This window comes from Ruegeria sp. CG8 (assembly GCF_056537165.1).
This window is the reverse complement of sequence record NZ_JBQFRA010000003.1, coordinates 481,947-506,758: the sequence shown is the minus strand read 5'-3', so window position 1 is coordinate 506,758 and position 24,812 is coordinate 481,947. Positions and strand designations below refer to the sequence as shown.

Genomic DNA, 24,812 nt, shown 5'->3' with positions numbered 1-24,812 from the left:
ATATCCTACTGTTCCGGGACGAGGATTTCGCGTTTGCCTACGTGATTTGCTGCCGAAACAACGCCTTCGTCCTCCATCTGCTCGACCAGCCGTGCAGCCTTGTTGTAGCCGATGGCAAGTTTCCGCTGGATGTACGAGGTTGAACACTTGCGATCCTTGATCACGATGGCAACCGCCTGATCGTACAGGGCGTCCTCACCATTGGTGTTGCCGCCGGTGTTCAGGCCCAGAACCGCGTCGATATTGTCGGCCTTGTCCTCGGACGGGCCGTCCAGCACGCTGCCGACATAGTCGGGCGGGCCATACTGCTTGAGGTGGTTCACGACCTCCTCGACCTCTTCATCGGACACGAACGGCCCGTGGCAGCGGGTGATCTTGGCGCCGCCGGCCATGTACAGCATGTCGCCCTGCCCCAGCAGCTGTTCGGCCCCCATCTCGCCCAGGATGGTCCGGCTGTCGACTTTCGACGTCACCTGGAACGAGATCCGGGTCGGGAAGTTGGCCTTGATCGTGCCGGTGATGACGTCCACCGAGGGCCGCTGCGTAGCCATGATCAGGTGGATGCCCGAGGCCCGTGCCATCTGCGCCAAACGCTGGATGCAGGCTTCGATCTCCTTGCCGGCCACCATCATCAGGTCGGCCATCTCGTCGACGATGACGACGATATAGGGCATGGCCTTGGGTTCGAACTCTTCCGTCTCGAAAACGGGTTCTCCGGTTTCGTCGTCGAACCCGGTCTGGACCGTGCGGCTGAACATCTCGCCCTTGGACAGCGCGTCCTTCACCCGGCCGTTGTAGCCGGCGATGTTGCGCACGCCCATCTTGGACATCTTGCGATAGCGGTCCTCCATTTCGCCGACGACCCATTTCAGGGCAACCACCGCCTTTTTCGGGTCAGTCACGACCGGCGACAGCAGATGCGGGATGCCGTCATAGACGGAAAGCTCCAGCATTTTGGGGTCGATCATGATCAGGCGGCATTCGTCCGGTGTCAGTTTGTAGAGCAGCGACAGGATCATCGTGTTGATCGCCACCGACTTGCCCGAACCGGTCGTCCCGGCGATCAGCAGGTGAGGCATCTTGGCCAGGTTGGCCACGACCGAGTCTCCGCCGATATCCTTGCCCAGCGCCAGCGGCAGCGCATGGGTGCCGTCGCCGAAATCGCGGCTTGCCAGGATTTCGCGCAGGACCACCATCTCGCGGTTCTCGTTGGGCAGTTCGATGCCGATGACCGAACGTCCGGGCAGGGTCGAGACACGCGCCGACAGGGCCGACATCGACCGGGCGATATCATCGGCCAGCCCGATCACGCGGCTGGCTTTCAGGCCCGGTGCGGGTTCCAACTCGTACATCGTGACGACAGGGCCGGGGCGGACACTGACGATCTCGCCTTTGACACCATAATCATCCAGCACGTTCTCCAGCATCCGCGCGTTTTCCTCCAGCGCTTCGTCGCTGAGGTGATGACGCTGAATACCCGACGGGTTCGTCAGCAGGTTGAGCGGTGGCAGTTCGAAATCCGTGTGCCGCTCTTCGAAGGACAGGCTGGGCTGCGCTTCGGCCTGAGCGCGTCGCGACGGCAGGACGTTGCGCCGGACTGGCTGCGCGACAACCGGCTTGCGCGGTTCGGCAACCGGGATCTTCATGGCCGGGCGCGCCTCGGCGATTGGGTCCTCTGCATCCTCGAACACCTGATCGTCGTCGATATCCTCAGGCGCATAGGCCGAGACCGGGTCTTCCGCGAACATCTCCATTTCCGCAGACGGCTGCGGCGGCTGACCGGTCAACGGCGGCTCGGGCGGCAGCTCGGCAGCAGTCAACGGAGGTTCGGGCGGAAGGTTGCCCGCTCGCGGCGCATTCAGGATCAGCGGGTCGGGACCACGGCCGCGCCCCTTGGTCAGCGGGCGGTTTGGATCGGGCTCGGGCGCGATTTCACCGGTGGCGACCTTGCGGTTCTGGATCACCGCGGAGATCTTCGAGCGGATCCGGTCCTCGCCCGGCATCTCGTCATATCCGGTAACGGGTTCCGGATCGACCAGTTCGGGTTCGGGCATCGGCTCGGGGCGGCGGATCAGGCCAGGCATGCGCGCAAGCAGGCCCGTTTTTAAGGGCTCGGGGGCTGCGATCTCGGGCTCTTCAAAGACCGGATCGGCATAGGCCAGTTCATCTTCGAATTCGGCACCGGCGGCCTGGGTTGCCTTGCGTTCCTGCCACTTTTCCCGGCGCGCCTGCGCCGCACGGGCCGTGGCCGAAGCCCCCTGACCCAGCGCGGTCATCAGCATGTCATAGGCCATCACCAGACCCAGCAGGAAAGCCCGGAACCCGCGCCGGACGTCCGATTTGGTGAAACCCAGCACAAAGACGCCCAATGCCAGCATGCCGGCCCCCATGGCCAGTGACATCAGCTTGACCATGAAATGCGACGAGATCGGCAACAGCGTCAGCAGCGCCCCCATCACCGTGTCGCCGAACAGACCGCCCAGACCAAAGCTGTGCGTCGCGCGCCATTCGGCGCCGGGCACCAGGGTTGCGGCATAGACCGAGAGGACGGCGATCCAGATCGGCGCGAAAATCAGGCGGGCCACGGCGCGATCCTCGCCGAAATGGCCGGCAAAGCGCACGCCCCAGCCGACCAGCACCAGCGCGATGCCAAGGCTGCCCCAGCCCACGATCATGAACAACGGCGCAGCGATCGAGGCGCCGAACCGGCCCAGCCAGTTCTGCACCGGCGCGTCGGTCGAGACCATCCAGTTCGGATCATCCGGCGTGTAGGACCAGATCATCGCCGCGGCGGCCAGGCCGGCCAAGATCAAGGCGATCCCGATCAGTTCCTTGCTGCGCCGCTCGATCGCGGCCTGGGTGGTGCTGTCCAACAATGGGTCGCGGTTGCGCGCGTTGTAAGATGCCATGTGCCCTCGTACCTCACGAATAGATGCAGTCGCGGAGCGTGATCAGCCCGCGCTGCATCTCTGTTTTTGGGGCCACCATCGCGACCCTGATAAAGCCTTTGCCCGGGTTCTGCCCCGGATCCCCTTGTGAAAGATATGCCCCCGGCAGGACCCGAACCCCGGTTTCCCGCCACAGCTTCAATGCGGCCTGCTCGCCATCCTCGACGGGCAGCCAAAGAAAGAACCCCGCCTCGGGCGGCATATAGCCCTGAACGCCCGCGAACACCTGATCGGCGATGGCATATTTTTCCTGATACAGCGCGCGGTTTTCCTGAACATGCGCCTCGTCGGCCCAGACCCTGGCCGCGGCGGCCTGCAACGGCAGCGGCAAGGGCGCCCCGGCATAGGCGCGCAACTGCTTGACCCGCTTGATGCTCTCCGGCCCGCCCGCGATCAGCCCCGACCGCAGCCCCGCCAGGTTCGACCGTTTCGACAGCGAGTTGAACAGCGTGATCCGCTCGGGATCGGCGCCCAGCTCCTGCGCGACGGTCAGGATGCCGGTGGGCGGCGTATCGCGGTAGATCTCGGAATAGCACTCGTCGGCGAAGATGCGGAAATCGTACCGCTCGGCCAGCCGGATCAGCTCGGCCCAGTAGTCGCGCGAGGCGACGGCACCCTGCGGGTTGGCGGGCGAACAGATATAGGCCACGGCGGTGCGGTTCAGCACATCCTCTGGAAGGCCGGCATAGTCCGGAAGATGCCCGGTGGCCGCGGTGGCGGGCACGAAATACGGCTGCGCCCCGACCGAGATCGAGGCCACCATGTAGACTTGGTAGAACGGGTTGGGGCACAAAACGATCGGCTGCTGGCCGTTCTTCTGCTCGGGGCAGAGCGCCATGGCGGCGTTGTACAACCCCTCGCGCGTGCCGTTCAGCGCCATGATGTTGGCCTCGGGGTCCATCCGCACGCCATAGCGGCGGTCGATCCAGTCGGCGATGGCCCCGCGCAGCGCGTCCGACCCCTCGTTCGGCGGGTATTTTTGAAATCCGGCGGCGTTTTCCACGATGACATCGGTCACCCAGGGCGGAAAGTCATGCTTGGGCTCGCCAATCGTCATATGCACGACTTCGCCGCCCGGCGCGTGATGGTCGAGCAGGGCGCGTAGACGCGGAAAAGCATAGGCCGGTAGGTTCGAAAACCGCTCGGGGAAATTCATGACTGCTGCCTCGATACCGGGATCATTGGCGCCCCGGTTTTCCAGCAGATTACAGGCCGAACCCCCGCGCGTCCAGACAAACAGGTTCCGAATCAGGGGATTGTGGCATTCAGGTCAGAACCGCCTCGGCCGCTGCACCCAACCGCAAAAGCGCCTCTTCCGAGCCCGGATAGCCCAACATCATCAGCCCGCAGGACGGTGTCGAGGTGGGCAGCGACAGCGCCGCCAGCCCCATCAGGTTGCCGATCCGGGTGTTGCGCAGGGCCAGAAGGTTCTCGGTGACGTAATAGTCATGGTCATTCATCAGCCGGTCCAGATCCGGCGGCAGGATCGGCGCGGTGGGGGCCAGAACCGCGTCGAATCCGGCGCTGGCCGCGTCCCAGACCGACCGGCAGGCTTTCAGGCGCGACCACGCGGCCACGTAATCCGGGCCAGAATGCCCCTTGCCCGAGCGGAACCGTTCAAGGATTTCGGGATACATCGCCTCAGGGTTGGCCTCGATCACGTCACGCCACAGGCCATAGGCTTCGGTGGTGTAAAGAACACCGGACAGGCCCATCGCCTCGGCCAGTTCCGGCACCTCCAGCGGTACGATGTCGGCCCCGGCATCGCGCAGGCGATCCAGCGCATCGGCATAGGCCTGGCGTGGTGCGTCGCGCAAATCGTCCTGCGCGATGGTCTGCAAATCGGCAAACCGCCGCCCCTTCAGGCTGGCGCCCCGCAGATCGGCCGGCGTTCCGCCCTCCAGCAGCGCCAGCATCTGCGCCGCATCCTCGACGGACCGCGCCAGCGGGCCGACCGTGTCGAACCGCAGGCACAGGGGCACCACGCCCTCAAGGCTCAGCCGCCCCGAGGTGGTTTTCAGCCCCACCAGGTCGTTCCACGCGGCCGGAATGCGCACCGATCCGCCCGTATCCGAGCCTATACCGCAAGCCGCCAGACCAAAGGCCACCGACGCCGCCGCGCCCGAGGACGACCCGCCCGGAACCGCCTTTTCGTCATTCACGCAGGGCGGCGTCGCCGTCACGGGGTTCAGACCGAGGCCCGAGAAGGCCAACTCGCTCATATGCGTCTTGCCCAGACAGACCGCGCCCATGGCCGTCGCGTTGCGCAGAACGGTTGCGTCATGGTCAGGCACCCTGCCCCGCAGCAGGGCCGATCCGGCCTCGGTTCCGATCCCGGCGGTGTCGAACAGATCCTTCCAGCTGATCGGCACCCCATCCAGCAGGGACCGGCGCAGACCTTGGGCCGCCCGTTCCTTGGCCGCGCGGGCTTCGGCGCGGGCGCGGTCATGCGTGACGCGGGCATAGATGCGGTCGCGGTGCGGATGGGCGTCGATGGCCGCCAGATAGACCTCCGCCAGCTCCTCGGGATCGATCTGACCCATGCCGATCCCGCGGCCCAGGTCACATGCCGTTATGGTCAGCCAGTCCTGCATCATTGCCCCCTTGTCGGAAAAATTCATGTTTCGGCGACGGTAGCGACAGGACTGCACATGGACAATCCCGAAAGGGCGCGCATATTGCACCGCATGACACAGGTTTCCGATATCTTGATCGTGGGCGGCGGGCTGAACGGCCCCGCCCTGGCGCTGGCGCTGGCGCAGACCGGGCACAGCGTCACCGTGATCGACGCGCTGGCCGAGAAGGTGCGCAAGACCGCGGCGTTCGACGGGCGTGCCTATGCGCTGGCGCTGGCCTCGCAACGGTTGCTGGCCGCGATCGGCATTTGGGAGCGGGTCGCGGAGCACGCCCAGCCGATGTTGGAGATCAAGGTCACCGATGGCCATGCGGGCGCAGGCCCGTCGCCGTTTTTCATGCATTTCGACCATGCCGAGATCGAGGAAGGCCCGATGGGCTATATGGTCGAGGACCGTCACCTGCGGCGCGCGTTTCTTGCGGCGATGGAGGCAGAACCGGCGATCACTCGGGTCGATGGCAAAACCGTGGTTGCGCAGGAAACCGGGCCTGGTGGCGTGACCGTGACGCTGGATGACGGATCGGCGCTGTCCGGTCGGCTTCTGGTGGGGTGCGACGGCCGCCGCAGCGGCACCGCCGCCCGCGCCGGGATCAAGCGGACCGGATGGGACTACGGCCAGACCGCGCTGGTCTGCGCCATCGAACACGACCTGCCGCATCACGGCATCGCACATCAGTTCTTCATGCCCCCCGGACCGCTGGCGATCCTGCCGCTGACCGGCAACCGCAGCTCGATCGTCTGGAGCGAACGCTCTGACACCGCGCAGCGCATCAACGCGCTGGACGAGGCCGAGTACCTTCAGGTCCTGCGGCCCAGATTCGGCGATTTTCTGGGTGACATCCGCCTGCAGGGCGATCGGTTCACCTATCCGCTGAACCTGACCATCGCCAATTTCTTCATCGCCGAGCGGCTGGCGCTGGTGGGTGATGCGGCACATGGCATGCACCCGATCGCCGGTCAGGGGCTGAACGCCGGGCTGCGCGACGTCGGCGCTCTGGCCGAGGTGCTGACGCTGGCCGGGCGACGCGGCGAGGACATCGGCTCGGTGCTGGTTCTGGAGCGTTATCAGGAATGGCGCCGCTTTGACACGGCGGCCCTGGCAATGGCGACAGATGTGTTCAACAAGCTGTTTTCGAACGACAATCCGATCCTGCGGCTGGGGCGCGACATCGGAATGGGCATCGTGGGCTCCCTGCCCAACCTGCGCCGCGGCTTCGTGCGCGAGGCCGCCGGTTTGACAGGCGACCTGCCCAAGCTGCTGCAGGGCCGCCCGATCTAGTCGAGCTTGCGCGCCTCATCCACCAGCATCACCGGAATCCCGTTGCGGATCGGAAAGGCCAGACCAGCGGCTTTCGAGACCAGCTCCTGCCGCTCGGCGTCATATTCCAGGGTGGTGTGGGTCTGGGGGCAGATCAGCGCCTCGAGCATGTGGCGGTCGAACCCCGGTTCCGTCTCAGTCATTGCAGTTGTTCCTCGTTTGAACCCCCGCGCAGCGAGAATTCGATCAGTGTGACCAATGTTTCGCGCCTGGTGCGCAGGCAGGGCGCCTCAAGCAGGGCCTGCTTGTCCTCAGGGTCGAAATCCAGAAGCATCGACAGGGAGTTGACCAGCAATTCGTCATCCGCCTCGTTCAGTGACTCCCAATCGGTCGACAGTTGGCGGGCGGAAAAGTAACGCCCCAGCAGACGCAGGAAACCGGACCGGTCGAACGTATCGTCGATTTCCCCTTTGCCCAGATCGCGGTCGAACCCGTCCCAGGTAACGGCGCAGCGACGATACGGCGTGAAACCATCCAATTCGGATTGGATACGAAACCGGGAAACGCCGGACAACGTGATCAGATAGCGCCCGTCCTCGGTCTCGGAAAACTGCGTGACACGTCCGGCGCATCCGATCCGATGCAACTTGGTGTCGTCGTTCTGACAAGGGTTCGGCTGGACCATGCCGATCAGCCGCTCTTTGGTTTTCAAGGCGTCATCCAGCATTTGCAGGTAGCGGGGCTCGAAAATATGCAGCGGCAGGCGTGACCGGGGCAGCAACAGCGCCCCGGGCAGAGGAAACACGGACACCGTGTCCGGCAGATCGGCGGGATGCATCATGTTTCCGATTCTAGCTCTGATGCGCGGTTAGGCAAATATCATCGAGCTGAGTTTGCGGCGACCGTTCAAAACGATCGGGTCATTGGCCTTGAGCGCATCGAAGATGGTGAACAACTGCGCCTTGGCTGCGCCATCATTCCATTCCCGATCGCGGCGGAACAGCTCCAGAAGCTGGTCAACCGCCTCGGCGGCCTTGCCGTTGGCATAGAGCGCTTGCGCCAGGTCAAACCGGGCCTGATGGTTGTCGGGATCTGCTTCGACCGCTGCCGTCAACTCGGCCACCGGCCCGGCATTTGCGGCCTGCTTGGCCAGTTCCAGCTGCGCATGGGCAGCTTCCAACTCGGCCGTCGTTGAAATCTCGGCCGGAGCGCCGTTCAGGATCGCCTCGGCCTGATCAAGGTCACCCATCGCGATATGCGCCCGCACCAGGCCGCCATAGGCCGCGGCATGTTTGGGGTCTTCGCCAAGAATGGCGGCAAAGGTCTGGGCCGCATCCACTGCCGCGCCATCATTCAGCATCTCTTCGGCGGCCTCCACGGCCTCGTCCAGCTGGCCGCCCGGGCTCTGGCCCCCGGCGGCCTCGATCACACGGTCGATAAAGGCCTTGATCTCCGATCCTGGCAAAGCGCCTTGGAACCCGTCAACCGGCTGCCCCTTGAAGAAGGCATAGACGGTCGGAATCGACTGGATACGCAATTGCGAGGCGATCATCTGCGCCTCGTCCACGTTGATTTTAACCATCTTGACCGCGCCCTTGGCCGCGGTCACGGCCTCTTCCAAGGCCGGACCCAAGGTCTTGCACGGACCGCACCAGGGCGCCCAGAAGTCGACGATAATGGGCAATTCCTGCGATGCCTCGACGACATCGGCCATGAAAGTGGCCTCGGTTCCGTCTTTGATCAGATCGGTGGCTGCGGGGCTGCCTGCGCCGTTCAGAAGTTCCATGGCATTCACTCTCCGGATTCAGTCTTGCGCCTTATATGCAACCAGCCGACCGGGAAACCAAGGGCCGAGTTGCGGAATCCCGCACCGATCAAAGATCGAAACTGGCAAAGACGGGCGCGTGGTCGCTGGGCTTCTCCCAGCCGCGCGCGTCGCGCAGGATGCGGCTGGAATGGCCGGCGTTCGAGATATCAGGCGTCGCCCAGACGTGATCCAGGCGCCGCCCCTTGTCAGCCGCATCCCAGTCGCGGGCGCGATAGGACCACCAGCTGTAGAGCTGTCCCTCGGGGATGTCCTGCCGGGTGATATCGACCCAGCCGCCCGCATCCTGCGTCTCGGCAAGTTGCTCGACCTCGATCGGCGTGTGCGACACGACCTTGAGCAGTTGCTTGTGCGACCACACGTCGTCCTCGCGAGGGGCGATGTTCAGGTCGCCGACCAGAATGGATTTCTGCGGCTTTTCGGCGTGGAACCAGTCGCGCATGTCGGTCAGGTAATCCAGCTTCTGGCCAAATTTCTCGTTCACCTCGCGATCGGGAACGTCGCCGCCTGCCGGGACGTAGAAATTGTGGATGATCACCCCGTTTTCCAATCGCCCCGCCACATGCCGGGCATGGCCCAGCCCGGCAAAGTCCTGATCGCCCAGATCCGTGATCGGCAGGCGCGACAGGATGGCCACGCCGTTATAGCCCTTCTGACCGCGGGCGATCATGTGGGTGTAGCCCAGTTCCGCGAATCCCTCGGTCGGGATCTTGTCGACCGGCGATTTGCACTCTTGCAGGCAGAGCACGTCCGGCGCTTCTTCCTGCAGCAGCTTCAGCACGATGGGCTCGCGCAGGCGAACGGAATTGATGTTCCAGGTGGCCAGAGTGAAAGGCATGATCGGGGTTCCCTTGTCGCGACTCGGGCAAACTAGCGCGGCAGGTGCTGGGGTGCCATCCGAAAAAAAGCCGGGCCAAAGGCCCGGCAGTCCAACAGGGAGGTACATGTCATGACCCGGACATGCGCGGGATGGGATTATCCTAAAGATGCTTACAGAGTATCACTTTGATCCACATCAATCCACCTATGGTTACGACACCAGTCGATATCCACCAGATTCTGTGACCAAAAGGCGCGCATTGGAGGGATCGGGCTCGATTTTCTGACGCAGGCGGTAGATGTGCGTTTCCAGCGTATGTGTGGTCACACCGGCGTTGTAGCCCCAGACCTCGTGCAGCAGCACATCGCGCGCCACCACGCCGTCGGTCGATCGATACAGGAATTTGAGAATGTTGGTTTCCTTCTCGGTCAGCCGAATCTTGCGGTCGTCCTCGGTGATCAACATCTTCATCGCGGGTTTGAAGGTATAGGGCCCAAGGACAAAAACCGCGTCCTCGGATTGTTCATGCTGGCGCAGCTGCGCGCGGATCCGGGCCAGAAGCACCGGGAACTTGAACGGCTTTGAGACATAGTCGTTGGCGCCCGCGTCCAAACCCAGGATCGTATCTGCGTCGCTGTCATGGCCGGTCAGCATCAGGATCGGGCTTTTGACCCCCTGCTTGCGCATCAGGCGGCACAGCTCGCGCCCATCTGTGTCGGGCAAACCCACATCCAGGATCACAAGGTCATAGATGGCTTCGCGCGCACGCTCCATCGCGGATTGGCCGTCGGAGGCTTCGAATACATCAAAGTCCTCGGTCATCACCAACTGCTCGCTCAGCGCCTCGCGCAGGTCTTCATCGTCATCGACCAGCAGGATTTTCTTGAGTTGCGCCATGTCCCGGTCCTCCTAAACCTTTTGCAACACTTGAGCGTGGAAGATGCAATCAACAAGTTTTGCTGCAATGCTCTCACGCCCTCGTGTCTGTTGGGCCGGAAATGTTTCACATTTCCTTTCGAACGGGCTAGGACGAGGGTCGAACGTTACAGGATAACATCAATGAGTCTCATTCCAGACATCACCGAGTTGCTGGCCCGGGCGCGTGCCGACCTTCGGATGGGCGTTCCGGTCGTGCTGACGGATGACGGGGATCTCAGCGTTGTCGCCGTCGCCGCAGAGACACTCAACCCGCAGCGTCTGGCGGACCTGAGGGGGCTGGGCGACACGCCTGTGGTTGCCATCACAGGACGACGGGCCGAAACGCTCAAAGCCCGCGCCTATGACGGTGATCTTGCTCGGGTCGTGATTCCGGCCGAGGCTGATCTGGGGTGGGTGCAGGCGGTTGCAGACCCGTCCGATGACCTGAATGCCCCGATGAAGGGGCCCTTAATGACTCAGCGCCAGGGCAATGCACACCTGCATCGCATCGCAATCGCACTGAGCAAATCCGCCCGCCTGCTGCCCGCCGCGGTGGTGGTTGCGGTCGAAAACGGCCGGGCCTTTGCAGCGACACACGGACTGACCTGCATCGACCACACACGCGCCGCGCCGCATCTGGCCGATCGCAGCCCCTTGCACGAGGTGGTGGCCGCGCGCCTGCCGATGGAGGTGTCCGAGGCCGGTCGTCTGCACGTCTTCCGCCCAGAGGACGGTGGCGAGGAGCACTATGCCATCGAAATCGGCCGCCCGGATCGCTCGAAACCTGTTTTGGCTCGGTTGCATTCGGCCTGTTTTACCGGTGATCTGATGGGCAGCCTGAAATGCGACTGCGGCCCGCAACTGCGCGGTGCCCTAGCCCAGATGGGGGCCGAGGGGCATGGGGTTCTGCTGTATCTCAACCAGGAAGGTCGCGGGATCGGCCTGGCCAACAAGATGCGCGCCTATTTCCTGCAGGATCAGGGCTTCGACACGGTCGAGGCCAACCACCGGCTTGGGTTTGAAGATGACGAACGCGACTTCCGCCTGGGATCGGACATCCTGAAATCGCTCGGGTTCAGTTCGGTCCGGTTGCTGACCAACAACCCGGCGAAGATCGCAATGATGGAACGGACCGGGATTGCCGTTACCGAGCGTGTGCCGTTGAAGGTCGGGGAAACTCCCCACAACCGGGCCTATCTGGCGACCAAGGCCTCGAAATCGGGCCACCTGCTGTGAGCCCTCTTGATCTGGTGGTGACGCCGACCGGAGTGCGGTTCTTCGGCCGCAGGTTTCCCTGCACCGTCGGCAAAGGTGGCCTGAGCAACCACAAACGCGAGGGCGACGGGGCCACCCCCACAGGGCACCACCACATTGTCGGGATGCTGTACCGCCCGGATCGGATTGCGCCGCCCGCCCCGTGGGCTTTGCCCATCGGGCCGGGCGATCTGTGGTCGGATGACGATAGGGATCAGGCCTACAACCAACACGTTCGGGCGCCCTACCCATGCAGTCACGAACGCCTGCGTCGGGCTGACCCGCTGTACGATCTGGTGCTGGTTACCGATTGGAATTGGCCCGTCGCCACACCGGGCAGCGGATCAGCGATCTTTCTGCATCAGTGGCGCAGACCGGGCTATCCGACCGAAGGCTGCGTGGCGTTCCGGCGCGACCACCTGCACTGGATCGCGCGGCGCGTCACACCCGGAACCCGTATCATCATTCCGCGGGTTTGACCCGGTCACCAAAGATGGCCGACCCCACCCGGACATGAGTTGCACCCAGTGCGATCGCGGTTTCAAAATCGCTGCTCATCCCCATGGACAGGCCATCCAGCCCGTTCCTGCCCGCGATCTTGGCCAGCAAAGCAAAATGCAGCGCGGGCTCCTCGTCGACGGGCGGAATGCACATCAACCCACGCACCGGCAGGTCAAGTGAGCGGCATTCGGCGACAAAATCATCGGCCTCGGCGGGCATGACCCCGGCTTTCTGGGCCTCTTCGCCAGTATTCACCTGAATGAACAGATCAGGACACTGCCCCAGCTCTTGCGCCAGCCGCGCAAGGGTTTTGGCCAGTTTGGGACGGTCGACCGAGTGGATCGCGTTGCACAGCTCCATCGCCTGCCGCGCCTTGTTGGTTTGCAGCGGACCAATCAGATGCAGATCAATATCGGGATAGCTTTCACGGAAGGCGGGCCACTTGCCGGCAGCCTCCTGCACCCGGTTTTCACCAAAACACCGGTGATCCTGCTTCAACACGGCCTCGACCCGGTCGTTGGGCTGCACCTTGGATACCGCAATCAGCCGGACCGAGCCCTTGGGGCGGCCGGCTGCGGCTTCGGCCTTGGCGATGCGGGCGGTGATTTCTTGCAGCGACATGGGTTCCCTCTGTTTCCATTTGTCCGCAGAAAAACACCATGTCGGCGCAAAAGAAAAGGGCGGGTCCGAAGACCCGCCCTCAAACCTTGCGGTTCAGATCAACTTAGAAGTTGAACTGAGCACCGAAGTCAGCGCGCAGGCGGCTGTCGCCGTCACCGGCTTTCGACTGGCCGATACCACCGCGCAGCGATGCACCGCCGCCCAGGTCGTAGATGGCGCCAATGCCGTACTGCTGGGTGTCGTTGTCAGCCGAACCGTCACCGTAAGCGAAGGTCAGGGTGGTTGCAGCGCCAACGTTGTAGGCTGCCGACAGACCGTATGCAGTGCCGTTCAGCGAGTCGTCTGCAACGTCATCGTCTGCGACGAAGATGGTGCCCGAGAAGTCGCCGAATTCAGCACCCAGGGTCAGAACTGCCAGGCTCTGCTTCTCAACAACGTCGCCGATGGCGCTGGTTTCACCATAAGCAACAGCTGCGGTGAAGTTGTTGAAGCTGTAGGTGAAGCTGATGTCCCAGCGGTCTGCGCTGTCTGCAACACCGTTCAGGCCGAAGGTTGCCTGGTCGTACGATGCACCGAAGGCGAAGTCACCAACTGCGTACTGGAAGAACACAGCGTTCGAACCTGCACCGGTCGACGAGTAGCCCAGGAAGCTGTAGTCAACGCCCGAGTACTGGCCGATGAAGTTTTCCAGGCCCGGCTCGTTACCGTAGTAGTTTGCCAAGTTGTCGAACGAACCAGCAACGTTGCCGGCGTCAACACGCAGACCACCGTAGATGACCGAGAAGCGAGCGCCGTTCAGGCCGGCTGCGTTTGCTTCGCCGGTGTTGGCGTTTTCGTCAGCCTGCAGACGAACACGTGCTTCAAAGCGGACGCCACCGTCGGTTTCCGCGATGCCGTCGATGTTCAGGCGGAAGCGCGAGACCAGGATGGTTTCGTCGGTCGAAACGGTCGTGGTGTTGGTGGTGGTCTGGTCGGTCAGCGTGGTGGTGGTGGTACCACCCGACGCGGTCGTCGTGGTAACGCCGGTGATGGTCACGCCGGTGTTGAAGTTGGTCACAACGCCGGTACGGTCTTCCAGGTAACCGATACCAAAGCGGCCATAACCGCTGAACTTAACTTCGGCCGCGGCAACCGATGCGGTTGCGATCAGTGCGGTCGATGCGAAGAGAACTTTTTTCATCTTGTTTCCCTCGGTTTCAATAATTTCTACTCGACACATACCTGCTGCATATGTCTCAGCACGCAGACCGTTTCGCTCTTTTTGCCCCTGTTGCGCAAGCATGCCTTGGACAGCTTCGGTTCTTTGGCCCCAAATTGGTGCAAGGATGCCACAGTCGAATTCACCCCGATATTTCAGCGGCACCGGTACGTAAGCCAAGAATGGGGTTGTTGCAGCACAGTACGTTGTCTAGGAGTATCCCCTAGCAAAGCAAAACATGTGAAAACAGGACCTGCCGACGATGCGCCTGCTGACGATTTTGGGTTTGACCGTTTTGACTGCCTCCGTTTCTGCGTGCGGACAGAATCGGAGCACGTCGCCCAACCCCAATGTTCTATCCGCCGACGGCAGCTCGTCCGAGGCCCGCGAGCTCAACGATCCGAATCGTTCGACCATCTGGGATGTGTTCGGCCCCAACAACTCGGAACAGGTCACCCAGGTCAACCGGTACCTGTGGGCGGCGTCGCTGGATGTGCTCAGCTTCCTGCCGGTGCAGGAGGTGGATCCGTTTACCGGCGTGATCATAACGGGTTACGGCAAACCGCCGGGCGGTGGGCGGTCCTATCGGGCAACGGTGCACATCAGTGATCCGGCCCTGGCGGCGCGGTCCCTTTCGGTGGCTCTGCAGACCAACGGAGGCGCTCCGGTCAGCGCGGCGACCACGCGTGCGGTCGAAGATGCGATTCTTTCGCGGGCGCGCCAGCTGCGGATCGCGGACAACAAGCTCTAGCAACCCGCAGAAAATCACAATATTACCACGCCGGGCCCCTGCCCGGCGTTTTCATTCACGAAGGACCGCATGATGTCGCGTTACTCGGCCAACGAAATCGAAGCAAAATGGCAAGAGGCCTGGGACAAGGCCGGGATCTTCACCGCCAAACGGACGGCGGACAAGCCGAAATACTATGTGCTGGAAATGTTCCCCTATCCGTCGGGGCGCATCCACATGGGGCATGTGCGCAACTACACCATGGGTGACGTGATCGCGCGCCACAAGCTGAGCACCGGGCACAACGTTCTGCACCCGATGGGCTGGGACGCTTTCGGGATGCCGGCGGAAAACGCGGCCATGGCCATCGGCGGCCACCCCAAGGACTGGACCTATGGCAACATCGCCGACATGCGCGCGCAGATGAAGCCGCTGGGCCTGTCGATCGACTGGTCGCGCGAATTCGCGACCTGTGACCCGGAATATTACGGCCAGCAGCAGGCGCTGTTCCTCGACATGCTGGATGCGGGCCTGGTCTATCGCAAGAACGCCGTGGTCAACTGGGACCCGGTGGACATGACCGTGCTGGCCAACGAACAGGTGGAAAGCGGCCGCGGCTGGCGCTCGGGCGCATTGGTCGAGCGGCGCGAGCTGACCCAGTGGTTCTTCAAGATCTCCGAGTTCTCGGAAGAGCTTCTTGATGCGCTGGATACGCTCGACAACTGGCCCGCCAAGGTGCGGCTGATGCAGGAAAACTGGATCGGCAAGTCACGCGGTCTGGAGTTTTCCTTCGAGCGCACCGACGGCAGTGCACCCATCACCGTCTATACCACGCGGCCGGACACGCTGTTGGGGGCGTCTTTCGTGGGTATCTCGCCCGATCACCCGATAGCCAAGCAGCTTGAGGCCGAGAACCCCGAAGTCGCTGAATTTGTTGCCGAATGTCGCAAGGGTGGCACCACGGAAGAGGCCATCGAGACCGGCGAGAAGCTGGGTTTCGACACCGGCATCCGCGTCAAACACCCGCTGGACCCGAATTGGGAACTGCCGGTCTGGATCGCGAATTTCATCCTGATGGATTACGGCACCGGCGCGATCTTTGCCTGCCCCGCGCATGACCAGCGCGACCTGGATTTCTGCCGCAAATACGACCTGCCGGTAATCGACACCTTCTTTGCCCTGGATGACGACACGCCGGTGGACAAGATCGCCTTCGTCCCGCCGAAAGAGCAGAAGGTGCGCTGGGTCAACCATTTCGCCGGTCTGACCGAGGCCACCGGACAGGAAGCCATCGACGCGACTATCGACTTTGCCGAGAAGGCCGGCTGGGGCAAAGGCGTGACCAAGTACCGCCTGCGCGATTGGGGCCTGTCGCGCCAGCGCTACTGGGGCTGTCCGATCCCGGTGGTACATTGCGACGATTGCGGCGTGGTGCCGGAGAAAAAGGAAAACCTGCCGATTCGCCTGCCCGACGATGTCACCTTCGACAAACCGGGCAACCCGCTGGATCGTCACCCGACCTGGCGCGACTGTGCCTGCCCGTCCTGCGGCAAACCGGCCAAGCGCGAAACCGACACGATGGACACGTTTGTCGATTCGTCGTGGTATTTCGCCCGTTTCACCGCCCCGCGGGCGGAAACGCCGACCGATCTGGCCGAAGCCGAATACTGGATGAACGTGGACCAGTATATCGGCGGCATCGAACACGCCATCCTGCACCTGCTGTATTCGCGGTTCTTCGCCCGGGCCATGCATCTGACGGGGCATCTGCCGAAAAAGGCGATCGAGCCGTTCGACGCGCTGTTCACCCAGGGCATGGTCACCCATGAAATCTATCAGACCCGCGACGACAAGGGCCGCCCGGTCTATCACCTTCCCGAAGAGGTCGAGGACGGCAAGCTGAAGGCGACGGGCGAGCCGGTCGAGATCATCCCCTCGGCCAAGATGTCGAAATCGAAGAAAAACGTGGTCGACCCGGTCAGCATCATCTCGGCCTTCGGGGCGGATACCGCGCGTTGGTTCGTTCTGTCCGATTCGCCGCCCGAGCGTGACGTGGAATGGACCGCCGCCGGCGCCGAGGCCGCGCACAAGCACCTCAGCCGCGTGCATCGCATCGTGTCCGAGATCGCCGCGTCCGACGCCCCGGCCAATGCCGAGGACGAAGCGCTGCTGCGAGAGATGCACAAGACCATCCATGACGTGACCGGCGGGGTCGAATCCTTCGGCTTCAACGCCTCGATCGCCAAGCTCTATGCCTTTACCAACACGCTGGCCAAATCCAAGGCGGGCGCACAGGCCAAGCGGCAGGCGGCCAAGACGCTGGCGCAGCTGATGTCGCCGATGACGCCGCACCTGTCCGAAGAACTGTGGCAGATGCTGGGCGGCGAAGGGCTGGTGGCGCTGGCGCCCTGGCCGGTGGCAGACGAGTCGATGCTGGTCGACGACACCGTCACCCTGCCCATCCAGATCAACGGCAAACGCCGCGCCGAAATCAGCGTGCCCAAGGATCTGGACAAGACGCAGGTTGAAAGAATCGCGCTCAGCACCGAAGCTGTGCAGAAGGCGCTGGATGGCGCTGCTCCGAAAAAGGTGATCGTTGTTCCGGGCCGGATCGTGAATGTCGTTGTTTGACCGCAGAAACCTGCTGCTTTCGCTGGCGGCGTTGACCGTGGCGCCCGCTTGCGGGTTCCAGCCGGTTTATGCCCCGGGCGGCGCCGGCAGCGAATTATACGGCAAGGTCGCCGTGTCAGCGCCAGATTCGGTCGAAAGCTACCTTCTGGTGCAGAATCTGGAACAGTCCCTCGGGCGCAGCGTCAGTTCGGCGAAGGATTACAGCCTGAATGTGCAGGTCTCTACGGTGACCCGCGGGGCCGCCATCACGACCTCGAACGAGACCAACCGGTATTCGATCGACGGGCGCGCCAGCTATACGCTGAAATCCAATGAAACGGGCCAGATTCTTGTCTCCGGCACTGTGGCCGATTTCGTTGGCTACTCCGCCGCGGGGTCCACCGTTTCCACGCTCGCTGATGAACGGGATGCCAAAGAGAGGCTGATGGTCATCCTGTCCGATCAGATCGTCACGCGCCTGTATTCCGCACCGGGCCTGGCTTCATGAAGCTGTCCCCGCGCGACGCCGAGGGGTATTTCGCCAAACCTGACCCCGACAAGACGGGATTGTTGATCTACGGTGCCGACGCGATGCGCGTCGCGCTCAAGCGCCAGCAGGTATTGGCCGCGCTGTTGGGCCCGGGTGCCGAAGAGGAAATGCGCCTGAGCCGTCTTCCGGCCACGGATCTGCGGGCGGATCCTGCCCTTCTGCTGGATGCCGTGAAGGCTGTCGGGTTCTTTCCCGGCGCGCGCGCCGTATTCGTCGAGGATGCAACCGACGCCGCAACCCCGGCGATCGCCGCCGCGCTCGAGGATTGGGCGCAAGGCGACGCTCAGATCATTGTGACCGCCGGGCAGCTCAAGGCCAGCTCGAAGCTGCGCAAAGCGTTCGAAGGCCATCGGGCCGCCTATGCGGTCGGGATCTATGACGATCCACCGTCGCGCGCGGAGATCGAGCGTGTTCTGGCCCAAGCCGGACTTGCGAGCGTTCCCCGTGACGCGATGTCCGTGCTCAGCGATCTGGCCACCGAACTCAGCCCGGGCGACTTTGCGCAAACCGTTGAAAAGCTGTCTCTGTACAAACGCGGTGATGCCTCAGACGTTGCCGTCGAAGACATCGAGGCCTGCGCGCCGCAATCCAATGAGGCGGCCCTGGATGACGTTCTCAACGTCGTTGCCGAAGGCCGATCCGGTGAAATCGGGCCCCTGATCCGGCGGTTGCAGGCGCAGGGAACCAATGCGGTGTCCCTGTGCATCGGCGCGACCCGCCATTTTCGCACGCTCTATGCCTGCGCCTCGGACCCCGGTGGCGCAGCGCAAGGGATCGGCAAACTCCGGCCGCCGGTCTATGGCAAACGGCGTGACCGGATCCTTCGGCAGGCGCAGAATTGGGGTGCGCACAAGCTGCAGACGGCTCTGACCGTGCTGACGGATACGGATCTTTCTCTCCGGTCGGCAGGGCAGACTGCCCCGGCCATGGCCCTGGTCGAGCGCGCTCTGATCCGGCTGGCCATGCTGGCGCGGTCACGCTGAATTGAACTGACGGCGCGTCCGACTTGACGCGGCGGCGCAGTCCCCCACCCTGTCGCCAGAGCAACCACGCAGGAGCATGACATGTACAAGATCTACGGGCGCATCCAGAGTCGTGCCTCTCGGGTGATCTGGCTATTGGAGGAACTGGGGCAGGACTATGAGTGGATCGATGCGGGCCCGCACGATCCGCGCGTTCTGGACCTGAACGGCACGGGCAAGATCCCTGTCCTGCAAGATGGCGATGCAGTCATTTCGGACAGCGCGGCGATCATGACCTATCTGGCAGACAAGCAAGGGGCCTTCACCTACCCCGCCGGCACCCCGGAACGGGCCGAGCAGGATTCGTTGTTGCACGCGCTGTTGGAAGAATTCGACGCTCCTCTTTGGCTGGCCGCCCGCCATATGTTCATCCTGCCCAAGGACAAACGCGTTCCACAGGTCGTCGAAACCGCCCAGTGGGAGTTTGACCGCAGCTTTCAACGCATGGGGCAGCGATTCAAAGGGCCATTCCTCCAGGGCGAGCAGATGACGATCGCGGACATCCTGTGCATTCACTGCATGAGCTGGGCAAAGTCGGCTGGATTCCCGATGAATTCAGACAGCCTGAAAGCCTACGGCAAGCGCGTTCGCGAGCGTCCGGCCTACAAGAAACTGGGTGAAATGGCCAAATCCGCCTAATCCGCTTGGGACAGCCCGGCCCATTCTGCGGCCGAGCGCCCCGCCCAACGACCTGTCGCCAGGCATGCGGTCAACAGATAGCCGCCGGTCGGGGCTTCCCAATCCAGCATCTCGCCTGTGCAGAACACGCCGGGCTTGGCTTTCAGCATCAGCCCCGAGTCCAGCCCGCTTTTCGCAACCCCGCCTGCGGTTGAAATGGCTTCGTCCAGCGGGCGCAAGCCTGCGTTGCGAACAGGCAAAGCCTTCAAAGTCTTGACCCAATCATCGCGCCGCTGATTCTGCCCATGTGTCATTTCGTGGAACAAGGCGATCTTTGGCGGCGGCAGTCGCATGCCGTTCTTCAACCAACGGGTCAAAGTGGTTTTCGGGCCAGCTTTTGACAGACGCCCGGACAGATCCTGAATCGTGCGGTCCGGCGCGAGGTCCACATACAGATCCGCACCCTGCCGAAGCGCGGGTGTCAGCGGGTAAAGACCGCCCCCTTCCAGGCCTTTGGCTGAAATGACCGCCTCGCCACGGCTGGCAAGGTCGCCCGCGCGCCACCGAACAGATTTCAGCGCCTGACCGAAATACGCGGCCATATGGGGGCTCCATTCGACGGACAGTGCGGCGTTCGATGGTGCAAAAGGGACCAGCGGAACCCCGGCATCGGCCAGAGCCGGCGCCCAAGCGCCATCCGACCCCAGACGCGCCCAGCTGGAACCGCCAAGCGCCAGAACCGTGACGTCAGCAACCACTTTCTGCCGACCTGCCGGCGTATCAAAGACCAGCGCGGGGCCGTCCCAACCCAACCAGCGCCAACGGGTGCGGATCTCGACCCGCATCTCTTCCAGCCGCGCCAGCCAGGCGCGCAGCAATGGCGAAGCTTTTTTTGATTTGGGAAATACCCGCCCTGTGGACCCCGTGAACAGATCTTGGCCCAAGTCCCGCGCCCAGCTTTGCACGCTCTGCGCATCGAAGGCGGCAATCATTGGGTGCAACCAGTCCGCCGCATCGCCGTACGCCGAAATCAGGCGGTCAAACGGCTCGTCCTTTGTCAGGTTCAGACCGGACTTCCCCGCCATCAGGAATTTGCGGGCCACCGAGGGTTTGGCCTCGGCAACCAGCACATTGTGCCCGGCCCCGGCAAGTTCTTCGGCGGCCATCAGCCCGGCGGGGCCTGCCCCGATCACCACTGCCTGTGCCATATCTGCCCTCTTGCCTCACTTGCGTTCAGCCGCGACTGTGTTCCGGTGATGACGAACAGCGATCCGATCTGCCCGCTCTGCAACCGCCCGATCCCGAACGGGACCGGCAGCCTGCACCATCTGATCCCAAAACTCAAAGGTGGCAAGGGCGGTCCCACGGTTCTGCTGCACAAGATCTGCCACAAGGAGGTGCACGCCACCCTGACCGAAGCCGAGCTTGCGCGAGACTTCAACACTGTCGAAAGCCTGCGCACGCATCCCCGGCTGAACCGATTTCTGGACTGGGTACGCAAACGTCCGCCTGGATTTCAATCCAAAGTCCCGGGCCGACGCCGCGGCCGTTGATCAGGCTGGCAGGAACGGGTCACCCATCGGGTCTGTTTCCGTTGCAGCCAGGCCCTCGACCTCGATGCCCAGAAAGTCTGGCGCGGGAACGATCCGTGCATCGGGAATATGCTGATATTCCAGTGTGGTATAGGGACGTTTCCACAGCCATTCGCGATTTGCGACCGCCCAGAGATCAGGGTCCGGCGGCACCTCGGTCGTGAAGGCATAGAAATGCAGATCAAACCCGTGCGAGGCCACGTCCTGCATGGAAAGCAGGCGCAGGCCCAAATCCCTGCAAAACGCATCCTCTGCCGAAATGTCGCCGGTCCGCAGAGTGATCTGGCCCACAGCGGCCTGTCCGAACGGGTTCTCATCCCGCTGCTTTTTGGGCCGCTTCCCCTCAAAATCATGCTGAAGAAGCTCGATCGAGAAGCCTTCGGGGTCCGAGAGGTGGCACATGTAACCGATATCTCGAAACTGGGCCGGACGGCTGACGTTGATGCCAGCGCGCCGAAGCCATTCCGCCGCCTGGTCGAGATCTGGCAAGGTGATGCCGATCTTCCAGTATCTCTGACCCCGGTCGTGGGCGTATCCGCCGCCTCCGGGCAACAGCAGAAGGTCGGCGCTGGGCCCCGGATAGCCCACTCGCCGCGCATCTCCCTCGGCACGGACGACCATGCCGAAGTTTACCCTGTAGGAATCGGCCAGCCGTGCGGGATCAGCCACACGCAGGCGAAGGGCAGCGATCCTCATCCGCACATCCCGGCGATGCCGGCCGCCGTCTGCGGATCAGCGGCCAGGCTGTCAGCAACCAGGTCCCGCGCGGTCTGCATCAGATCTTCCGGAGCGACCACCCGGTCCACAAGGCCAAAGGCAAACGCTTCGTCCGCCGTGACCTTCTGGCCTGCCATCAGGATCAACTTGGTCCGGGCGGGGCCGATCAGCGCCCGCATGCGTTTCACGTCCGATGGCTGCGGCAGGAACCCCAACCGCATGACCGGGTAGAAGACCTTGGCCGTGGGCACCGCGATGCGCAGGTCACAGGCCAAGGCCATACCGTTGGCCCCGCCCGCCATGGTGCCGTTCAACGCAGCGACGGTCAGGCAGGGCAGCGCCGCGATGGCTCCGGACAAACGCTCCCACAGGTCCGAGGTCGCAAGGCCTGCCCGCGCCTCGTCCAGATCGGCGCCGGCACTGAACACCTTGCCCGCTCCGGTCAGGATCAGGGCGCGCGCCTCTTGGGCCGCTTCCGCGATCTGCAGCAGGTCCGACAACATGGCCCCGGTCAGGGCATTGGCCTTGCCGGGGTTGTTGATCGTGACCGCCCACAGACCGTCCTGCTGGGTCAGGTCGATCACGTCAGGCCGATCCTCTGGCGAATGTCATCACGGCGCAGCGAAATCTCGGTTCCCAGAAACTCGTCCGCATCTTCCGAGCACATCCACAGCAGCGCCCGCGCCGGCCAGTCGGCCGGGATGTGATCGTCCCAGTCCAACTGGCTGACCGGGTTGATGCCGCTGGCCTTGATGACCCGCTGCATGTCGGTCGCCACCGTGCCCGGGGACAGACCCATGGCACGTATGCCGTGATGCGCCTCTTCCAGGTGAAGACATTCGGTCAGCATTTTCGCCCCGGCCTTGGACGCGCAGTAGTGGCTCCAGGCCTCGACCGGGTTGGAGGCGGCTCCGGAGGAAACGGTCAGGACCGTCCCGCCGCCCGCCGCCCGCATCAGCGGCAGAACCGCGCGCATCCCGTGGAACACACCTTTGAGGTTGATATCGATGGCCTTGCTCCAGGCTGCTGGATCGGCATTTGACAGGTGAAAGATTGGATCGATCACACCCGCATTGCCGATCAGCACGTCCATGCGGCCAAAGCGGTCGGCGCAATCCGCAACCGCTTGTTCCACCTGCGCAAAATCGCTGACGTCGCAGGACAGCGCGATGGCGTTCTCACCCAGTGCCGCGGCCAATGCATCGATCTGATCATGGCTGCGCGCTACCAGCGCGACATTGGCGCCGGCTGCGGCAAATACGCGCCCTGCTTCGGCGCCGATGCCGCGGCTGGCTCCGGTGATCAGTACTGTTTTGCCCTTCATGTGCATCCTGTAATCCTTTTGGATTGAAATCGGGTAAAGTGGTACCGCGCAAACGGGGAAATCGTCCAGCCCTTGCCCCTTGACGGCAGCCGCGACAACCACGACCATGCGCGCAATTTTTACCGAGAAGGGTTCCCTTATGTCCGTTTTTTTCCGCCGCAGCTGCGGTGCCGCGCTGGCTTATGCCGTTGCAACCCAAGGCGCTTTTGCCGATCTGTCCGCCAACGATGTCTGGTCGGATTGGCAGGCCTACATGGGCAGCATGGGGTACACCATCACCGGCGAGCAGAACACCTCTGGCGACGTCACCACCATCACGAACATGACCATGAAGATGGACCTTCCCGAGGGAGAAGGCTCGTTCGGCATGGTCGTTCCGGAAATGACCCTGACGGAAAACGGCGACGGAACGGTCAGCATTGAATTCCCCGAAAGCTTCCCCATGACGGTATCCGGCCAGGCCGAGGAGGAAGAATTCTCGGTGGATATCCTGTACTCGCAGACCGGGTTGAAAATGCTGGTTTCGGGGTCCCCCGACGACATGACCTATGACTACTCTGCCAGCAAGCTGGCCCTGGCGCTCGACAACATCATGGTCGATGGCGAAGCGATGCCCGACGACGCGCTGGACCTGGGTTTTGAGATGATCAACCTGGCCGGTGCATCCCGGATGCAGATCGGAGTGGGCCGCAAGGTCGACCAGAATTTCACCGCGGCAAACCTGACCTATGACCTGAATTTCCAAGACCCGGAAACGGGCGAAGATGCACGCATCAACGGCAAGCTCGACCAACTGGAGTTTGAAGGCAGGAACGTAATCCCCGAAGGCTTCAGCCTGGCGGACGTAGAAGGCGCATATGAGGCTGGTTTTGCCTTTGACGGGATCTTCACCTACGGCGCAGGCCAAACCAGCATCGCGGGCACCAGCGAGGGCGAGGCTTTCTCGATGGCCAGCAGTTCGGACGGTGGCCGCTTCGGTGCCAGCATCGACGCCGAGCGTCTGGCGTATGACGTCGAACAGAACAATGCAAAGCTGGAAGTAACCACGGCAGACCTGCCGTTTCCCATCGAGATTGCAATGGCGAAGGCCGGTCTGAAACTCGAGGCACCCATCCAGGCATCCGAAGAGGTCGAGCCGTTCGGCTTTGCGATGAACCTGACAGACTTCACCATGTCCGACATTCTGTGGAGCATGTTCGACCCCGCAGGCGCCTTGCCGCGCGATCCAGCCACGATCGCGCTGGATGCGACGGGCACCGCAAAGGTTCTCCTGAACTTCCTGGACCCGGAAGTTGCCGAAGCATTGGAAGGCTCGGACGAGGTTCCGGCCGAACTGCATTCGCTCAAAATCAATGAACTGCTGGTCTCGATGGTCGGTGCCAAGCTGACAGGCACCGGTGATTTCACCTTCGACAACTCGAACACCGAAGAGTTCGGTGGCGTTCCGGCGCCGGCGGGTGAGGCAAACCTCCAGTTGGTGGGTGCCAACGCCCTGATCGACAAACTGATCGGAATGGGGTTCATGTCCGAGAACGACGCCATGGGCGCGCGCATGATGATGGGGATGATGGCTGTTCCCGGCGACCAGCCCGACACGCTGAACTCCAAGATCGAGTTCACCAAGGACGGCCAGATTTTGGCCAATGGTCAACGGATCAAGTAAGCTCGCTT

Annotated in this window: 24 protein-coding genes; 10 read left to right on the top strand and 14 right to left on the bottom strand. The window is 62.9% G+C overall.

Features of this window, described 5'->3' with window-relative positions:
• Window positions 1-5: 5 nt before the first annotated feature.
• The 3 genes from ACR0EF_RS12655 to ACR0EF_RS12645 form a co-directional block, all read right to left on the bottom strand.
• Complete coding sequence (locus ACR0EF_RS12655; protein ID WP_170372981.1) at window positions 6-2,909, bottom strand: DNA translocase FtsK; 2,904 nt, start codon at window positions 2,907-2,909, stop codon at window positions 6-8.
• A 13-nt stretch (window positions 2,910-2,922) separates the two neighbouring features.
• Window positions 2,923-4,104 (bottom strand): aminotransferase class I/II-fold pyridoxal phosphate-dependent enzyme, encoded by a 1,182-nt coding sequence (locus ACR0EF_RS12650; RefSeq protein WP_170372980.1) that lies wholly within the window; start codon window positions 4,102-4,104, stop codon window positions 2,923-2,925.
• A 109-nt stretch (window positions 4,105-4,213) separates the two neighbouring features.
• The gene (locus ACR0EF_RS12645) at window positions 4,214-5,542 is read right to left on the bottom strand and encodes an amidase (protein WP_170372979.1); all 1,329 of its coding nucleotides are present in this window, start codon (window positions 5,540-5,542) and stop codon (window positions 4,214-4,216) included.
• Window positions 5,543-5,635: 93 nt separating this feature from the next.
• Between ACR0EF_RS12645 and ACR0EF_RS12640 the strand changes: the two genes are divergently transcribed.
• Window positions 5,636-6,862 carry an FAD-dependent monooxygenase gene (locus tag ACR0EF_RS12640; protein WP_170372978.1) on the top strand — a complete coding sequence of 409 codons (1,227 nt, stop codon included), beginning with the start codon at window positions 5,636-5,638 and terminating at the stop codon, window positions 6,860-6,862.
• On the opposite strand, the gene ACR0EF_RS12635 is transcribed toward ACR0EF_RS12640, so the two are convergent.
• The 5 genes from ACR0EF_RS12635 to ACR0EF_RS12615 all read right to left on the bottom strand — a co-directional run bounded on the left by ACR0EF_RS12635 (window position 6,859) and on the right by ACR0EF_RS12615 (window position 10,383).
• Window positions 6,859-7,044, bottom strand: a complete 186-nt coding sequence (locus ACR0EF_RS12635) for a Trm112 family protein (protein ID WP_093964266.1) — start codon at window positions 7,042-7,044, stop codon at window positions 6,859-6,861. The genes ACR0EF_RS12640 and ACR0EF_RS12635 overlap by 4 nt on opposite strands.
• On the bottom strand, window positions 7,041-7,682 hold the full coding sequence (locus ACR0EF_RS12630; protein ID WP_093964265.1) for an LON peptidase substrate-binding domain-containing protein: 642 nt from the start codon (window positions 7,680-7,682) through the stop codon (window positions 7,041-7,043). The genes ACR0EF_RS12635 and ACR0EF_RS12630 overlap by 4 nt, the downstream gene beginning before the upstream one ends.
• A gap of 27 nt (window positions 7,683-7,709) precedes the next feature.
• On the bottom strand, window positions 7,710-8,627 hold the full coding sequence (locus ACR0EF_RS12625; protein WP_170341311.1) for a thioredoxin family protein: 918 nt from the start codon (window positions 8,625-8,627) through the stop codon (window positions 7,710-7,712).
• Between the two features lie 88 nt (window positions 8,628-8,715).
• Window positions 8,716-9,504, bottom strand: a complete 789-nt coding sequence (locus tag ACR0EF_RS12620; protein WP_170372977.1) for an exodeoxyribonuclease III — start codon at window positions 9,502-9,504, stop codon at window positions 8,716-8,718.
• Window positions 9,505-9,696: 192 nt separating this feature from the next.
• The gene (locus ACR0EF_RS12615; protein WP_093964262.1) at window positions 9,697-10,383 is read right to left on the bottom strand and encodes a response regulator transcription factor; all 687 of its coding nucleotides are present in this window, start codon (window positions 10,381-10,383) and stop codon (window positions 9,697-9,699) included.
• Between the two features lie 162 nt (window positions 10,384-10,545).
• Here ACR0EF_RS12615 and ribA point away from each other — a divergent pair, with 162 nt between their 5' ends.
• Together ribA and ACR0EF_RS12605 are read left to right on the top strand one after the other, a co-directional pair.
• Complete coding sequence (ribA, locus tag ACR0EF_RS12610) at window positions 10,546-11,640, top strand: GTP cyclohydrolase II (RefSeq protein ID WP_170370059.1); 1,095 nt, start codon at window positions 10,546-10,548, stop codon at window positions 11,638-11,640.
• A complete protein-coding gene (locus ACR0EF_RS12605; RefSeq protein ID WP_170370061.1) occupies window positions 11,637-12,137 on the top strand; it encodes a L,D-transpeptidase family protein in 501 nt (166 codons plus the stop codon). Before ribA ends, ACR0EF_RS12605 begins: the two co-directional genes overlap by 4 nt.
• Here ACR0EF_RS12605 and ACR0EF_RS12600 read toward each other — a convergent pair.
• Together ACR0EF_RS12600 and ACR0EF_RS12595 are read right to left on the bottom strand one after the other, a co-directional pair.
• Window positions 12,121-12,780 carry a YggS family pyridoxal phosphate-dependent enzyme gene (locus tag ACR0EF_RS12600; protein WP_170372976.1) on the bottom strand — a complete coding sequence of 220 codons (660 nt, stop codon included), beginning with the start codon at window positions 12,778-12,780 and terminating at the stop codon, window positions 12,121-12,123. The two genes, ACR0EF_RS12605 and ACR0EF_RS12600, sit on opposite strands and share 17 nt — an antisense overlap.
• 103 nt (window positions 12,781-12,883) lie before the next feature.
• Window positions 12,884-13,960, bottom strand: a complete 1,077-nt coding sequence (locus ACR0EF_RS12595) for a porin (RefSeq protein ID WP_170373012.1) — start codon at window positions 13,958-13,960, stop codon at window positions 12,884-12,886.
• Between the two features lie 280 nt (window positions 13,961-14,240).
• Between ACR0EF_RS12595 and ACR0EF_RS12590 the strand changes: the two genes are divergently transcribed.
• The 5 genes from ACR0EF_RS12590 to ACR0EF_RS12570 all read left to right on the top strand — a co-directional run bounded on the left by ACR0EF_RS12590 (window position 14,241) and on the right by ACR0EF_RS12570 (window position 19,529).
• Complete coding sequence (locus tag ACR0EF_RS12590) at window positions 14,241-14,729, top strand: DUF3576 domain-containing protein (RefSeq protein ID WP_170372975.1); 489 nt, start codon at window positions 14,241-14,243, stop codon at window positions 14,727-14,729.
• A 72-nt stretch (window positions 14,730-14,801) separates the two neighbouring features.
• On the top strand, window positions 14,802-17,339 hold the full coding sequence (leuS, locus tag ACR0EF_RS12585) for a leucine--tRNA ligase (protein WP_170372974.1): 2,538 nt from the start codon (window positions 14,802-14,804) through the stop codon (window positions 17,337-17,339).
• Complete coding sequence (gene lptE, locus ACR0EF_RS12580) at window positions 17,326-17,826, top strand: LPS assembly lipoprotein LptE (protein WP_170341298.1); 501 nt, start codon at window positions 17,326-17,328, stop codon at window positions 17,824-17,826. Before leuS ends, lptE begins: the two co-directional genes overlap by 14 nt.
• The gene (gene holA / locus ACR0EF_RS12575; RefSeq protein WP_170372973.1) at window positions 17,823-18,851 is read left to right on the top strand and encodes a DNA polymerase III subunit delta; all 1,029 of its coding nucleotides are present in this window, start codon (window positions 17,823-17,825) and stop codon (window positions 18,849-18,851) included. The genes lptE and holA overlap by 4 nt, the downstream gene beginning before the upstream one ends.
• A gap of 81 nt (window positions 18,852-18,932) precedes the next feature.
• Window positions 18,933-19,529, top strand: coding sequence for a glutathione S-transferase family protein (locus ACR0EF_RS12570; protein ID WP_170372972.1), 597 nt, complete (start codon window positions 18,933-18,935; stop codon window positions 19,527-19,529).
• Here ACR0EF_RS12570 and ACR0EF_RS12565 read toward each other — a convergent pair.
• Window positions 19,526-20,716 carry a TIGR03862 family flavoprotein gene (locus ACR0EF_RS12565; RefSeq protein WP_170372971.1) on the bottom strand — a complete coding sequence of 397 codons (1,191 nt, stop codon included), beginning with the start codon at window positions 20,714-20,716 and terminating at the stop codon, window positions 19,526-19,528. The genes ACR0EF_RS12570 and ACR0EF_RS12565 overlap by 4 nt on opposite strands.
• Before the next feature lie 48 nt (window positions 20,717-20,764).
• Between ACR0EF_RS12565 and ACR0EF_RS12560 the strand changes: the two genes are divergently transcribed.
• Window positions 20,765-21,061, top strand: a complete 297-nt coding sequence (locus tag ACR0EF_RS12560) for an HNH endonuclease (RefSeq protein ID WP_170342229.1) — start codon at window positions 20,765-20,767, stop codon at window positions 21,059-21,061.
• On the opposite strand, the gene ACR0EF_RS12555 is transcribed toward ACR0EF_RS12560, so the two are convergent.
• Genes ACR0EF_RS12555 through ACR0EF_RS12545 form a run of 3 tightly spaced genes read right to left on the bottom strand, consistent with a single transcriptional unit; the run spans window position 21,062 to window position 23,147 of the window.
• Window positions 21,062-21,796, bottom strand: a complete 735-nt coding sequence (locus ACR0EF_RS12555) for a VOC family protein (RefSeq protein ID WP_170370074.1) — start codon at window positions 21,794-21,796, stop codon at window positions 21,062-21,064.
• The gene (locus tag ACR0EF_RS12550; RefSeq protein WP_170372970.1) at window positions 21,793-22,401 is read right to left on the bottom strand and encodes an enoyl-CoA hydratase/isomerase family protein; all 609 of its coding nucleotides are present in this window, start codon (window positions 22,399-22,401) and stop codon (window positions 21,793-21,795) included. Before ACR0EF_RS12550 ends, ACR0EF_RS12555 begins: the two co-directional genes overlap by 4 nt.
• Window positions 22,398-23,147: an SDR family oxidoreductase gene (locus ACR0EF_RS12545; RefSeq protein ID WP_170370466.1), complete on the bottom strand. Its 750-nt coding sequence runs from the start codon at window positions 23,145-23,147 to the stop codon at window positions 22,398-22,400. The genes ACR0EF_RS12550 and ACR0EF_RS12545 overlap by 4 nt, the downstream gene beginning before the upstream one ends.
• Before the next feature lie 133 nt (window positions 23,148-23,280).
• On the opposite strand from ACR0EF_RS12545, the gene ACR0EF_RS12540 reads away from it, so the two are divergent.
• Window positions 23,281-24,804: a DUF2125 domain-containing protein gene (locus tag ACR0EF_RS12540; RefSeq protein ID WP_170372969.1), complete on the top strand. Its 1,524-nt coding sequence runs from the start codon at window positions 23,281-23,283 to the stop codon at window positions 24,802-24,804.
• Window positions 24,805-24,812 lie beyond the last annotated feature (8 nt).